Source organism: Sporomusa sp. (assembly GCF_035561255.1).
Taxonomy (GTDB): Bacteria; Bacillota; Negativicutes; order Sporomusales; family Sporomusaceae; genus Sporomusa.
Genome location: NZ_DATMXX010000320.1, coordinates 1 through 14519, shown reverse-complemented (window position 1 = coordinate 14519; position 14519 = coordinate 1). Strand labels below are relative to the sequence as shown.

Below are 14519 nucleotides of genomic sequence, written 5' to 3'. Positions count from 1 at the left end.
ATTTATCACCATGAATAAAAATCGCATTTTTTATAAAAAAATGTCGATTTCATCAATAATATTCATATATGTAAATCCATTTAGAAATTCAACCCGGAATTCGCGACCTGTCTTTTGACACAGGGAAGGAAAGCGCAAGCAGCAATACTGATGCAAAAGTAGTCTGCCCTGTTTATTAAATTGCGAAGAAACGAAAACCCGCAGGATTTCCGCGGGTTTCAATGTTGTTCCTGTCCCACCCTCACCTCTCAAAACAGATCTATTGTCAATACCAGTCCCGTCGGCACCGCGCTATCTACAGCAGCACCTTTTATACTTTTTTCCGCTACCGCACGGACCAGGATCGTTACGACCGACTGGCTTACTGTCCGGTAAAACTTCATCTTTACTATTTATGCGCTCCACCATGATCCCCTACGTTCGTTCTTCTGGAATGGCGGTTTGTATCATTTTTCTTATTATTTTCTTGCCCATTTATAAATTCCTACAATAAGTATAAAAAAATATATTCAATTAAAAACCTCGGGCAATCCCGAGGTACTAAATTCGTATTTAAGACAATAGTCTACTCCCATTTTTTTGCAGCCTCTTTAGTGCCTATGTAGGATGTTTTCTTAGGTATTGGGAGCGAAACTATAAAATTCGTTCCTTTTCCCAATGCGCTCTTTACATCGATCTTCCCGCCATGTTTTTCGACAATCCATTTAGCGATAGCCAAACCTAAACCTGTGCCGCCGGAATTTCTTGACCGGGACTTATCGCCCCGAAAGAAACGGTCAAATATGCGCGAAATATTCTCGGGAACTATCCCAACGCCTGTATCACGCACGCTGATTATAGCGTTTTTATTGGCTATATAACAATCAACAGTAACCTGGCCGCCGGCAGATGTGAATTTAAAAGCATTGTCAAGCAGAATTACCATCAATTGATGCAACCGGTCCTTATCACCGACTACTTCTACATTGGCTTCAATTTTGGCTACTAAGCTGATATGATTTAGCTCTTTAAACACCTCAAAATGACTGATCACTTCATTCACAACATCACTTAGATTAATCACAACCAGGCTTAGATCAGACTTGCCGGAGTCCGACCTGGCCAATGTAAGTAAACTCGCTATCAGCTTAGTCATTCGCTTTGATTCTTGCATGATAGTATTGATCCTGTGACACTCGTCCCTGATGCTCTTATCCGGATATCGCAGCATTAGCTCGGCATTGCTGTATATCCCTGTTAAAGGGGAACGCAATTCATGGGATACGTCCGAGACAAATTGTTGCTGTTTTTCCCATGCTTCCTGGATGGGAAACATGGCCCGCTTAGCAAGAAGAAACCCGGCTAAGATAATACCAAATACACTTATAATGCCCCCACTGACAATAAGCCATAAAAAATTACTGAGCAATTGTACTTCTGAATCTACAATGCTGATTACGATGATAGATTCAATCTGGAAATTTGCAGCTTTTCCGTAAATATTTTCTTGATATGTATAAGGCCATCTCATCATCCTATAGATGTGGCTTTCATATTCTTCTGTTTTCAACTCGCCAACTTCGCTTGCGACCGTAATCTCATCAATATTTTTTAATTCATTTTCACGAAAAGGAATTGGATTTAATGTTCGACCGTCGGTGCTGCGAATTAAGACAAAAATTCGTGGATCAAAGATCGGATTCTCTAAGGGAACAACCTGCCCATTTGCTAATCTAAATTCACTTGCGTGCAAACGCATGGCTTCGTCTATTCTGTCGAATAGACGATAAGAAAGATATCCATAGAGTATTGAGGTAGATAAAAAATAGATAATGAAGAAAACAAATGAATTGATAACCGTCAATTGAGCCAGCGTACGTTGAAACATCCTAACTCTCCTTCAGCATAAAACCAACACCGCGAACGGTCTGAATTAAAGTATCTAAACCATAAACATTGAGTTTTTTTCGCAGATGATGGATATATATATCAACAACGCTAATTGAAGTATCACAATCTAAGCCCCAAACCCGGTCAAACATCTGATCTCGTGTTACGATCTGCTCTTTATTGAGCATTAAAAATTCCAGGATTTCATACTCTTTATTGGTTAACCCGAGAGGTCCCTCGTCTACGAAACCGTCCTTCATTCTGCCATTTAATGATAGGTTACCGTAATTCAATTGATCCTCAATAATGAGATTGCCTTTGCGCCGTATAAGAGCTTTTATTCGGGCCAGCAATTCCCGCATAGCAAACGGTTTCACCAGATAGTCATCTGCACCCGACTCCAAACCAATGACACGATCATCGATACTATCCTTTGCTGTCAAAAGCAGTATAGAAATGGCATAACCGTTATTGCGCAGCGTTTTAACGATCTCTAAACCGCTAATCCCTGGCAGCATAATATCCAACACAATTAAGTCATGTATTTCCTGCTCTGCTAAATACAGCCCCTCATCACCAGTCGCCGCTTGATCGACTATGTACTCTTCTCCGGTTAAAATCGCTACCGTTGCTTCTCTCAGAATATTATCATCTTCAATAACAAGTATTCGCATTGCTAACTCCTTCAGCTATTATTATCTATCTCTAGTATGCTCCTGCAGCTTCAGAGACATGTTCACTGTCTGACGACAAAAAAGCTGCGGCTCGCAATGCTGGCTTACTAATTGGCAGAAAGGGGATAGACTTTCCGATAAGATAAGAAAAGACTTGGCTTGTGCCAAGTCCTTTAGAACGCCGGCAGAAGCCTTAGTCGTTCTTATGTCAACAGAATTGCATTATAAATTCTGGTAGACTAAAAAAGCCCGGCAGCCGAAGCTGCCGGGGATTATTCCTAGTTGTTACATGTATTTTGAGATTGGTCTTGTGGGAGCTCCCTATTCAAGTTTTGTTTATCATTATTTTCCTTCTGCATTGGCTGTTGGTGATGATTTTTTCTACATTCAGGCGTCACTCCCTGAGCGCACTCTTCCAAACAAACCGGATCCCCACAGCAATCCTCAAAAAATGGCGGTTCTTCAACTCTTGGCGCGGCTGAAGCAGTTGCGAACAACCCAACCTGCATTAACCCCAGCATGGAAAACACCATGATTCTTTTTAACATACCCTTCATTTGAATACCTCCCTTTTTTATGTATGCCCCAGGCATATTTACATAATAAAATTATTTTCTTAAAATTACCTTAAACTTATCTAGGTAAAATTACCCTTAATGGGAAACGCCTTAGAATACGGGGACAAGTTTGCTTCCCACTTTTGTTACCATTAGATTCTCCGCTGCTTGTTACTGCTAATTGCAATTTAAAAGGGACAGGAACCTTCCTTCGCCATCAAAAAATCAGCTTGAGGCTGATTGCAATCAAAAGAGGGACAGGTTTTCTGTCCCTCTTTTGATTACAATTGCAGTCTTCGATTCTTGTTATCAAGAACCGTCCTCTGTTCCAAATGGACCAATATATTCTCTCTTATCTGATAAAATTAGTCATTACTTTCTTTTCGCTTTGAGGCAATACAACGCCTGCCTTTTTCCCGGCTTCTATGCTCTTTAAAAGCCATGCCATGTTATTGCCAAGATTACGCATAGTCTGCATACCTTCTAAATCCTGCCGTACTTCTTCCGGCGTATTCCCATGTACCATATTCCAGTAACTTGAAGATACTACCGGCATTTCAGCTATAGTAAAATATTTGTATAATACATCAAGTGTTACTGTTGTGCCGGCACGTCTTGCAGATACTACGGAAGCACCCGGCTTATGGGCAAATAGTTTTCTAATTGAACCAACGATAAACAGTCTGTCCAGCAGGCTGATTAAATTACCATTAGCTGATGCAAAATATACCGGAGAACCGATAATTAATCCTGCGGCTGTTTCCATTTCGTTTAAACAGGAGGTAACTACATCATCATTAAAGGCGCATTTCCCAAGTTCCATGCATTTATAACAACCAGTACAACCACCTATCGGCTTTACTCCGATGTGTATCATCTTTGTTTCAATACCATTTTGCTCTAATTGTTCGGCTGTTTCCGCCAAAGCGGTAAATGTACAGCCATTATTATGCGGACTGCCATTAATTAATAATACCTTCATGCAAGACCCTCCATTTCAATAACTTCACTGTTCTTACCAATAGATTACAACAGTCTTATCACAAATAACAGTATGCACTTTTTAGGTAGATACTATCAAAAGGAGAGCATCACAGGCTGGGGGACAAGGGACCTGTCCCCCAATCCCGGAACAGAAAAAACCCTGCCGGCAGGGTTAACTTTACTTGCAATTCACCTGAAACAAGCTATAATTAAAAATAGGTGGAAATTAAAAAGTCGCCGTGACCTAAAAGTGTTGACGCACTTCCAGGCCCGCGCAAGGTGCACAGACACCTACACGTAACAGTCAAGCTGTCCACGACGACATTTCTATTATACAATGGGGTTCCTCCGGAAGACAAGCCGGGGAACCGGTATAAGAGACGTTGCCGCAGGCTCCGGGCTGTGAGTGCGACTAAACGCAGCAGATGATTCATCCTCTCCTCAATATACCATCAGCAGCAGGGCAAACATTCGATTGCATGTATTCACCTTGCTGTAAAGCCGGATATGCCCCGGCTTATTGGCATTGAGGATTTAGCAGACAACAAAGCAAAGCGCATGTGTAGGGTAAAACCTCGCATGCGCTTTTTAATTTCCCCTTATAAAAGCTGGCGGCAGCTCTGGCAGCATTCCTGCCCCAGCCTGAGTATGGGGGGTATAAATTTGTTCAGACGCTTAGCGCGGCAAGTGCCAAACAGAATGACAGGGGGGCTTAGTTTTGTTAAAAAGTATTTTAAACCAGGCTTTTAATCAGTACATTTTTGACAAAGTGGATGCTACCCTCAGCCTGGCCGGTACTACTGATGTTCACTACAGTAAAGCGGTGAAAGACGTCAGTACCACCCTGGATCAGCTAATGGTATTTGCCAATGAACTGAAAACCAGCATCCGGAATTGATCAGTCTGGTCCTGAATTTTGAGTCTGTCACTGCTATTGAGTCTATACTTGCGTCAGAGATTGCCTACAGGCAAGGGTTGCGGGATAGCAACAGCGTACGTCAGGAATTCATCACATTCATTGAGGAGGAGTATGACAAAAAAGTAAACTGATCAGGGGATATAAGTTTCTGGGACCCGGGACAGGTTGGCTGTCCCTCTTTTTTTACAATTATAGTCCTCACTGCTTCTGTCCTTGCTAATTGCGATTTTGGGGGACAAGGAACCTGCCCCCAGTCACACGTGGTATACTTTACCTCCTGCTAAAGCTTGTCCAGACACTGCCGACACTTTATAATAGTCTTAAGGGTCAATGGCAAGCATGCCGTGAATCAGTATCCACTGCGATAAGTCTGGAGGCGTGAGGCTGTGAGTGAAGAACAACAAACTGTACTATTAGAACCCCAAATTAAATGGAGTAAGAAAAAAATCGGCTTCCTTATTTTTGCGGTGGTCTTTTTGGCAGGAACAATTCTTTTTCAATTTGCCGCCGGCAAGGTAAAAGCAGCGGCGGAGCAATCGCTGCTGGCAAGTGCCAACGAGGCAGTCAATGGCCAGGTCCTGGTGGGAGGGATTGACTTATCCATTCTCGGGTCTGTGGAAGTTAAAGAAGTCCAGGTCCTTGATGCATCCGGAAAACCGCTGGCCAGGATAAAGCGGGTACATATTAGTTATAACTGGAGTGATTTGATAAAAGGACAGGTGGGGCCGCAGCTGATCAAAGCTGTGACTGTGGAAAAACCGGAATTTTGGGTTGCCTATCATCAGGACCACCTGAACTGGGATGGTTTGCTCAAGACAAAAACAAATGGGCAGTCCGACTTATCCTGGCTGGTAAAAATTGAGGATGGCAAGCTGCATCTGGAAACTGATTTCTTTGATAAAACTGTGGAACAGTTGGCTGGCGAAGTTGATTTTCGCCAGGACAACCAAGTCGGACTTGCCGCCACCGGCAAGGTTGATCAGGCTGTGCTGAGGATGAACGGTCAATGGGGAACCCCGGATATTACGGAGGTTACTTTGTCAGCAGAGCAATTGGACCTGGTCACATTAGGGCTGACAACAGCAGACGATCCCATTCAGTTAGCCGGCGGTAGTCTTGACGAATTAACTGTCAAAATCGGCAAGGATGCCGCAGCAGGTACAATGTTGCTGAAAACGTTAGCCGGGCGTTTTTCCGGTGTTACTACCACAGGAGCGCTGGTATTGACGCAGGGAAGCGCCCACTTTGAAAAACAGGCCGATGCTATTCGTTTTTTTGAAGGGCAGGCTCTGTATCAAGGCCAGGCTATTACAGCGGCCGGACAAGTGTTAACCGCATCGTCCGGGGACAAGCTACTGGATTTTGATATCCAGATGCCGGCCGGCGATCCGGCTGTACTCCTGTCTGGCCTGCAGGCCGGCGGGGTTCTGGCAGCGCAGGGTAAGGTTACCGGTTCTGCCTTCTCACCGGTGTTGTCCGGTAATTTTACCCTTGGCAGTCTTCAGTTCGGCAATATAATCATCAACGGCATTAACGGTACTTTTTCATATGCACAGCAGCTATTAAAACTGCTGACAGCGCAAGGCACCACGCTGGGTGGCTCGGTTACAGCCAGCGGCAAAATTTTCCCGGATACGCAGCAGTTTACCCTGTCGCTCGCCGGCAGTGGGCTTGATACCTCACAGCTGACGGAAAAAGACGTCAAAGGCCCCTTGTCGCTTACAGGAACGACAACCGGTTCTGCTGCGGCCGCAACGGTGCAAGGCAACTTCACCATCGATAATGGCACCGCCTATGGCCTGTCGTTTCGCACCCTGACCGGCAATTTCATAAAACAGGGCACGGCGGAAGCGGAAATCAGCAACCTGGCTATTCACACTGATTTTGGCGTCTTTTATCCCGAACAGCTAAACCAAGGTTTGATGGAAAAGCTGCGTGAGCGCAATCTGCCGGCAACACGGGCGGAAATAAAAGAGAAAGTTACTGAAAAAATATTTGAAAAGCTTTTTCGCTAAGCCTCGCTGCTCTCTACTAACAGGCACTACATTAAACTCACCAAACCACCAAAACCGGCCTCAACTCCGCAGATGCGCAGAGTTGAGGCCGGTTTTTATGCGTGTGTAGACCTTTTCTTGATAACCAGAATCGCTATTAGGCTTAACATACAACAAGTCATAAGATAAGCTGCGACATAGGTCGGTTGACCATTTGCCATGCTGACAAGCGCGGCCGCAATGAGAGGTGTTGGTCCGGCAACAAGCATCCCATTGAGTTCCCTGGATAAGGCAACCCCTGAGAAACGATAACGGGTGGGAAAGAGATTCACAAGAAATGCCCCCTGCGAGCCTGATGTAGCTCCGTAGCCAACTCCGTAACAAATGCACATAGCCAACGTGGCGATGGCAAGGTTATGAGTACCAAGCATCCAGAAGAGGGGGTAAGCAAAGCAGGCAATAAAGATGCAACCAAAGGAAAAAACCTTCCATGCGCCGACTTTGTCAGCCAATAGCCCCATGAGCGGCGTTCCGATAATACCGGCAATAGAAGCGAATACCAAAGCCGTGAGGCTGTCAGTCCTGGTCATGCCACCATTATTTATCATATAACTGATGCTATAAACACTGAGTATATAGGACACCGCCTGATGACCGGCTACACTGAGAAAGGCGAAGAAGACTTCCTTGGGACTATTTTTCAATAATTCTTTTATTGGAACACTATTGGCCTTCTTCTTAACTTCTGCCTTGGCCATACTTTGCACATATTCAGGGGTTTCATCAAGGTGCTTGCGGACAAAAAAGGCGATAACAAACAGAATTGCGGAGAACAAAAACGGTATACGCCAGCCCCACCCCAGAAAATCTTCTTCCGGTAGTTTAGAAACAATCAGAAAAGCGAAGGTCGCACAGAGTATCCCCACAACAGTACTGGCATTAATCAGTGATGTGAAAAAAGCTCTACGGTTAACCGGTACATATTCAGCAACGAAAGTTAGCGCTCCAGCCAGCTCGGCACCGGCGCCAAATCCTTGCAGCAGCCTAAGAATAACCAAAAAAACAGTTGCCCAAACACCCGCAGTTTGATAAGTAGGCAATAATCCCAACAATACCGTGCTTGCTCCCATCAAGGTCAAAGCAAAAATCAAAGCCGGCTTGCGGCCAAACCGGTCACCAATGTGAGAAATGACAACGCCCCCCAACGGCCGGGCAAAATACCCCACAGCAAAGGTAGCGAATGCGGCCAGCATACCGATTGTTCCCTCCAGGGCCGGAAAAAACAGCTTGTTGATAACCAAACTGGCAGCTGCGCCATATAAGGCATAATCGTACCATTCAATAACACTGCCTGCAATGCCGGCGAAAACTACTTTACGAATCGTTTTTTGGTCAGCCGGCTCTTTTTGAACTTGACTTTCTTCCATTATGATCTACTCTCCCCTATCCACATAATTGTTACCATTAATCTGTCTAGTTTCAAATACCCAACAACATAACAATAAGAAAATTGCGTCTTTTTAGCACCACGTAATATTTAGTTTTGGCTATGGTTTTATATACCCAGGCAGTATTTTAAGCTAGGGGTTTGGTACAAATAATTTATAATCCAAAAAATTCTTTGGCATTGTAGTAGCAGATATTCTCAATCATCTTTTTTAAATATTTTTCCTCTGAAAAATACTCGCCACGTTCTATCAGGGCACCAAAATAATTGCATAAAACCCGCCGATACATTTCATGCCGCGGATAACTTAAGAAGCTGCGGCTATCTGTCAGCATACCTACCGAAAGACTCACAGGATATAAATTAGCGACTGCTTCAAACTGACGTTGAATGCCATACACTTGGTCATTAAACCACCAGGGTGCCCCTAATTGTACTTTGGCCTTTGTCCCGCCTTCGCAAAAACCGGCAGCTAAAACAGCAAAATTTTCAACTTTGCTCGCATCCAGTGGATATAAAATTGTTTTCGGCAATTGTTCCGCTGTAGTCAACCGGTTTAAAATTTCACCAACAGACTGTATCGATGTTGAATCATCGGTACAATCAAAACCACAGGCCACCCCGATGCTGTTTTCTCGGCTTTTATTGGCTCCCTGATAAGTCCCGATATGCAATTGCATAATAAAATTATGTTTGTAATACAACTTGCCCATTTCCACAACAAACGCAGCTTTATACTGATTCTTTTCTTTTTCAGTCAGCGGCACACCAGCTACTGCTTTGCTGAAAATCACTTCAATGTCAGACTGTTGATAATCATAGAAACAAATATCTTCAATGCCACAGTCACTGATCATCGTTCCCAGCTCTTTAAAATAAATCAGACGCTTTTCCAATGCCGACATCAGCTTAGCAAAAGTATCAATTTTTGTAGCTGCTGCTTTTTCCAAGGTCGAAATATAAGCAGGAAAAACTGGCTTTTCACAATAAAACGCTTTATCGGGGCGAAAAGCTGAGATTACTTTAATGTTAATGGCCGGATCCTGTTTTATTTTTAAATGATATTGTAATGAATCAGTAGGGTCTTCTGTTGTGCTAACAAGTTCAACATTGGACACTGTCATGCACCATTGCGGCGTCATATGTTTTTCCTGAATCATTTTTTTTGTTTTTTGATAGATTGCTTCGGCATTATCCGGTCCTAATGGCTCATCAATATCAAAAAAACGTTTTAGTTCTAAGGCACACCATATATAGATTGGATTTCCTATTAAATAAGGTAGAATCCCGGAAAACTTTAAATACTTTTCATAGTAACTGCTATCGCCTGTAATATATTTTTCATCAATCCCAAAAGTACGCATGGCCCGCCATTTATAATGGTCGCCTGACAACCACATTTCCCCTAAATCCTGAAATTCTTGGTTTTCATAAATTTCTTGGGGCTGCAAATGACAATGGTAATCAATAATTGGCATATTCTCGGCATATTTATGATAGAGCTTCTTACCGGTTTCATTTGTTAACAGCAGTTCCTCATCAAACATCTTTACATCGCCTCAAAATAAAATTATTTGCCTGCCATATACAACGCGTTAAAGTTTTGCACCACCCGCCTGAGCCTGCAAGCTTCTTTAATGCGTAATATATAGTTATCCTTCAACTGTATTCTAAGCTTAAAATCCAATCAGTGCTCCACCATCTACCGGCAGACAAATACCGGAAACATAAGCTGCTGCATCACTGCACAAATAAACTGCAGCCCAGCCAATATCCTTGGGGTCACCCACTTTGTTCATCGGTATCCGGCCAAAAATCTTAGCTTTTCTTTGCGGGTCCTTATCGGTTGCCTGGCGGAACATAAACGTATCAATCCAGCCGGGCGCAATAGCATTTACGCGAATTCCATCATTACCAAGCTCTGAAGCCAGCGTATGCACCATACCTAAATAGCCGGCTTTGGCGGTAGCATACCCTGTTACATAGGGCTGGCCAATAAAGCTGGTCATACTCGCGATAAAAATGATGCTGCCTTGGCGCTGCTGTTTCATATACGGTACAAAAGCCTTGGTCAAAGCAAATGCGCCTACTAAATGTACATTAAGTACGCTGGTAAAATCTTCAACAGACATGTCTTCTATTGGCTTTTTGCAGTGATTGCCTGCATTATTACATAAAAAATGTACCGGGCCTTGCTCTTTTATAATTTTGTCAGCAAGCTCTTGGGCATGATCCGTATCTGTAACATCAAACTGATAGTAGGCTAATTTTTCACCAAATTCTTCAAACTTTTCTTGGAATTTTTCCCCTGAATTGCTGCTGACAGCAACCACCTTTGCCCCGGCTGCAATCATACATTCTGTCATTGCCAGCCCCAAGCCTGTAAGACCGCCGGTAATGACGGCTGTGCGTCCTGCTAAAGAAAATGCATTTTGTGACATCTAATCTATCCTTTTTTTGTATTTTGGCACTGCAACTGAATAATGCCAACCTGAGAGCAACCCTTACTGATATGAATCACATTTTTTAAAGGCAACGCTTTTTTCCTGGTACTTATAGGGGATAAAGTATTCTTTATGACCCCACTTTTCACTTTTACTTAAGGTCCCGCCAGCTACCTTGGCAACAAGTTCCGCCAGCTGCAGAGTCAATTCAACCTGCGTACATTGACCGCTCAAAACCCGGCCTGCATCAAAATCCATATCTTCTTCCATATGTGCATAGGTATCGCTGTTGCCGGTTATCTTGATCACAGGCGCTACCGCCGATCCAACTACATTGCCACGCCCTGTTATCAGAAAAGTAAGGTGGGCCCCACAGGCTATCAAAGCCATTAAGCCTTCATTATCATTAGGATTGGTTATACCAAACTGCATCCAGTAAGGATCTGGCGTAGTATCTAAAAGCCACAGCCCGGGATGGGGCGGGCAATTCCCTACTTTTAATACACCCTGAATGGATCTGCTGCCACTTTTAATCACAGCTCCCATGCTCTTTTCCTCAATCGTGGACAGACCGCCGACGAAATTTCCCGGACTAACAGAATACTGCCTTACTGCTTTACAATAATCCAGCGCTTTTTCATAGGTATAACAAATCTCTTTTTTAGCCTGCTCGGTTGAGGCTCGACCGGCTAATAAATTGATCAGCCCAACTGCTTCGACAATCTCCTCAAAAATGGCAGTACCGCCGCAGTCTACCAATTGATCATACAAGTGCCCCACGACCACATTACCGGCTAAACCACTGGTATAATCACTGCCGCCGCATTCTGCACCAATCACCAAATCCTTAAACCCCATCGGTACCATTTCGGCCTCTGCCAGCTTTTGTTTCATGTTATTGACCAGAGCAATGCCATGCGTTATGCTTTTGCCGGTGCCGCCTAATTCCTGAATGTAAAACCACGCAGCTTCCTTGCCTTCCTGCCTGGCAATATCAGCCAGCCATTCAGGCTGCACATATTCACAGCCTAAGCCTACAACCAGGGTTCCGCCCACATTCGGATGGCGAATCAGTGAAATCAGTAACCGCACCGCATAGGCATTATCTGTACAGCCGCTGAAGCCTATTACTTCCACTTCGGCATCGTCTATTTTTTTTACAATCTCTTTAGCCACAAAACCAGCACATTCGACTGTATATATAACCAAAATTTTATTGCGAATGCCTTTACTGCCATTTTTCCTACGAAAGGCATTCCATGTTATATCCGGCAAATTCATTCTAGACTCCTATTCATATTCGACATCTTTAGGTGCCCCTGTTATTACATCAAGATGTGAAGAGCGCTGGTCATAAATGCTTTGCATGCAATGCAGATGGACCCAACTTCCCCGGGGAATATTCTGGGTAGCCCGGCCGATGGGAACACCGTATTTTACAATATCTTCTCCGGACACTATGTCGCGTAGTGCCACTTTGTGCCCGACAGGGACTTCCATTGTTACGGCCAGTGTGGTATCCTGTGCACCTCTAATTTGTACTGCACCTGGGGATAATTGCTCCAGGGCAGTAGCCACATTATCCTGTTTCTCTATTTGAAACGCACATTTCCCCAAAGTTCCCGAACCTCTTTCCATCACAGAATTCCAAAAATCTCAAAGGCCTTTGTTGCCGTCATTCCCTCTTCAATTGCTTTACGAACCTTTTTTTCACCGGCGGCTTTTTCTAATGCTTTTTCCAACACCTCATCGGCCACGTCCTTAGGAATGATGAGAACCCCGTCCACATCGCCGAAAACCAAATCCCCGTCATGGATTGTGACTTGTCCAATCTCAATCGGGCATCTAAAGTCTACAACCTGGGTGCGTACCGAAGAATCCTGGGCATAACAGCCGCAGCTAAATACCGGCCAATTCTGGGCCAGGACCTGTGGTGTATCCCGATGCCAGCCATTGACAACAGCGCCGGCAGCCCCTCTCACCCGCGCGGTAGCTGTCAGCAGCTCACCCCAATAGGCACAACGCCTGGTGCCGCCTGTAGCAAGATATATCTCATCTTCCTGCAGCTGATCCAGCGCCTCTGTTAATAAACCAAAGGGTTTTTTCTGGACACCAAATACATCGATCATTAAGACTGTCATCGCTTTTCCTGCCAGCTTCATTTCCGCTTTTAACGGTCTTATATCGGCCGGTAAAAATTGATGATAATAACCTAACCCATCTAAAATGTCGCCAACAACTGGTGTGTAGAGTTTCTCTTTCATTAATTGAAGCATTTCTTTTTCCGATTTCCAGGCAGGCATTTTTTTCCTCCGTTCTCTATGAAAGTTGAGTAACCCTAATTAATTATCGAAGTTTGCGCACCGTATTCCGATATAAATTATCATTATACAAATACAAATTGCTTTTAAAAACCATATCACAATCAAGAAGACATACCGGTTCCGGCTGCTGATCTTTAATTAAATAATCCATAAGGATTTTTGTCCCATAGTAGCCAATTTGATAGGCGCTCTTGTAGATCAAATTCGTAAACGTACCATCTGCCAGGGCCTTTGCGCTTTCGTCGAATACGTCACTGCCGATAATCCGGTATTTCCCCTGTAAATGGTGTTTCTTGATGAATTTTGCCACAAGTGCACTTTCGCGGGCATTTACACAGCAGATTGCACTGATAGCCTGGGCCTGCGCAATAATGTTGCAGAGTTCGGTCTCCTCTTCTTCAACCTGGTCATATTTATACATTCTGACCACATCAAAAGGAATGTTGTGCTGGGTTATATATTCAAAAAACCCTTCGACCTGTAGATTATGGGCAGAAATATTTCTGTCACCGGCTATTAACAGGACCCTTCCGTCAGGCGGCACTTGATTGCTTATCTGCTCAGCCATAAGCCGCCCGGCAATTTTATAGTTTGCCCTTACACAACAAATCCGGTTACAGTGCTCATTATCTTCATTCACAAATACGGTAGCTATTTCTTCGGCACAATACGCCTGTACTGCCTTGCGGCTGGGGTCATCCATCGGCCCGACCGTTAATAACCCATCTATCCCTTTACTTTTTACGATATTTTGATAAACATCCCGCAAAACATCTGATTGCTGATTTTCCCGTATACCATAAGGAGCCTCAATAAATTCTATTTGATAATCAGTTAACTCCTTTCGATAGTTACGGTATCCTTCCCAGATATCACTGTAATAATATCTTGTTGCTTGCGACAGATCAGGAAAAGAAACAACAATCCGCAGCGGCTTCCTCTTCAAAACAGAGGCAATTGAATTCAGCTGGTAGCCTTCCTGCTCAGCTGCTTCAAGAACTTTTTTTCTTACATCCTTCCCCACACCAGGCTTACCGCTTAGTGCACGATGGATAGTTCCTGTGGATAGGCCAAGCTGCTGGGCCAGATCTTTCATGGTTACTCTATGACTCATAAAAATCCCCTCGTCTAAAACGTTTTAGTATTATAAACCTATGCTAAAACGTTTTGTAGTCGATGTCAACGAGCTACTTATCACTAAAACGTTTTAGCTAAAAATAGATTTACAAGAGAGTCATAGAAAAATACGTACAATTGAATTTTCACATACGCGCATTTTATAATCTGACTTACCATCACTCTCCATA

Annotated in this window: 14 protein-coding genes; 2 read left to right on the top strand and 12 right to left on the bottom strand. The window is 43.8% G+C overall.

Features of this window, described 5'->3' with window-relative positions; translation table 11 throughout:
- Positions 1-291: 291 nt before the first annotated feature.
- The 5 genes from VN379_RS25185 to VN379_RS17520 form a co-directional block, all read right to left on the bottom strand.
- Positions 292-408 (bottom strand): SEC-C metal-binding domain-containing protein, encoded by a 117-nt coding sequence (locus VN379_RS25185; protein WP_414715013.1) that lies wholly within the window; start codon positions 406-408, stop codon positions 292-294.
- Between the two features lie 157 nt (positions 409-565).
- A complete protein-coding gene (locus VN379_RS17535; protein WP_325536169.1) occupies positions 566-1867 on the bottom strand; it encodes a HAMP domain-containing sensor histidine kinase in 1302 nt (433 codons plus the stop codon).
- A gap of 1 nt (position 1868) precedes the next feature.
- On the bottom strand, positions 1869-2543 hold the full coding sequence (locus VN379_RS17530; protein WP_325536167.1) for a response regulator transcription factor: 675 nt from the start codon (positions 2541-2543) through the stop codon (positions 1869-1871).
- Positions 2544-2821: 278 nt separating this feature from the next.
- Positions 2822-3100, bottom strand: coding sequence for a hypothetical protein (locus VN379_RS17525; RefSeq protein ID WP_325536165.1), 279 nt, complete (start codon positions 3098-3100; stop codon positions 2822-2824).
- 352 nt (positions 3101-3452) lie between these two features.
- A complete protein-coding gene (locus tag VN379_RS17520; RefSeq protein ID WP_325536163.1) occupies positions 3453-4082 on the bottom strand; it encodes a flavodoxin family protein in 630 nt (209 codons plus the stop codon).
- 720 nt (positions 4083-4802) lie between these two features.
- On the opposite strand from VN379_RS17520, the gene VN379_RS17515 reads away from it, so the two are divergent.
- Both VN379_RS17515 and VN379_RS17510 read left to right on the top strand, forming a co-directional pair.
- Complete coding sequence (locus VN379_RS17515) at positions 4803-4982, top strand: hypothetical protein (protein ID WP_325536161.1); 180 nt, start codon at positions 4803-4805, stop codon at positions 4980-4982.
- Between the two features lie 407 nt (positions 4983-5389).
- Positions 5390-7018 (top strand): hypothetical protein, encoded by a 1629-nt coding sequence (locus VN379_RS17510; RefSeq protein WP_325536159.1) that lies wholly within the window; start codon positions 5390-5392, stop codon positions 7016-7018.
- A 95-nt stretch (positions 7019-7113) separates the two neighbouring features.
- On the opposite strand, the gene VN379_RS17505 is transcribed toward VN379_RS17510, so the two are convergent.
- From VN379_RS17505 to VN379_RS17475, 7 genes are all read right to left on the bottom strand, one after another.
- Positions 7114-8424, bottom strand: coding sequence for an MFS transporter (locus VN379_RS17505; protein ID WP_325536157.1), 1311 nt, complete (start codon positions 8422-8424; stop codon positions 7114-7116).
- 175 nt (positions 8425-8599) lie between these two features.
- Positions 8600-9991 carry a glucuronate isomerase gene (gene uxaC, locus VN379_RS17500; protein WP_325536155.1) on the bottom strand — a complete coding sequence of 464 codons (1392 nt, stop codon included), beginning with the start codon at positions 9989-9991 and terminating at the stop codon, positions 8600-8602.
- 129 nt (positions 9992-10120) lie between these two features.
- Positions 10121-10885 carry an SDR family NAD(P)-dependent oxidoreductase gene (locus tag VN379_RS17495; RefSeq protein ID WP_325536153.1) on the bottom strand — a complete coding sequence of 255 codons (765 nt, stop codon included), beginning with the start codon at positions 10883-10885 and terminating at the stop codon, positions 10121-10123.
- A gap of 63 nt (positions 10886-10948) precedes the next feature.
- Entirely contained in the window at positions 10949-12169 is a 1221-nt protein-coding gene (locus VN379_RS17490; protein ID WP_325536150.1) for a UxaA family hydrolase, read from the bottom strand.
- 9 nt (positions 12170-12178) lie between these two features.
- The gene (locus tag VN379_RS17485) at positions 12179-12505 is read right to left on the bottom strand and encodes a UxaA family hydrolase (RefSeq protein WP_325536148.1); all 327 of its coding nucleotides are present in this window, start codon (positions 12503-12505) and stop codon (positions 12179-12181) included.
- A gap of 20 nt (positions 12506-12525) precedes the next feature.
- Entirely contained in the window at positions 12526-13191 is a 666-nt protein-coding gene (locus tag VN379_RS17480; protein WP_325536146.1) for an RraA family protein, read from the bottom strand.
- Positions 13192-13234: 43 nt separating this feature from the next.
- On the bottom strand, positions 13235-14326 hold the full coding sequence (locus VN379_RS17475; protein WP_325536144.1) for a LacI family DNA-binding transcriptional regulator: 1092 nt from the start codon (positions 14324-14326) through the stop codon (positions 13235-13237).
- Positions 14327-14519 lie beyond the last annotated feature (193 nt).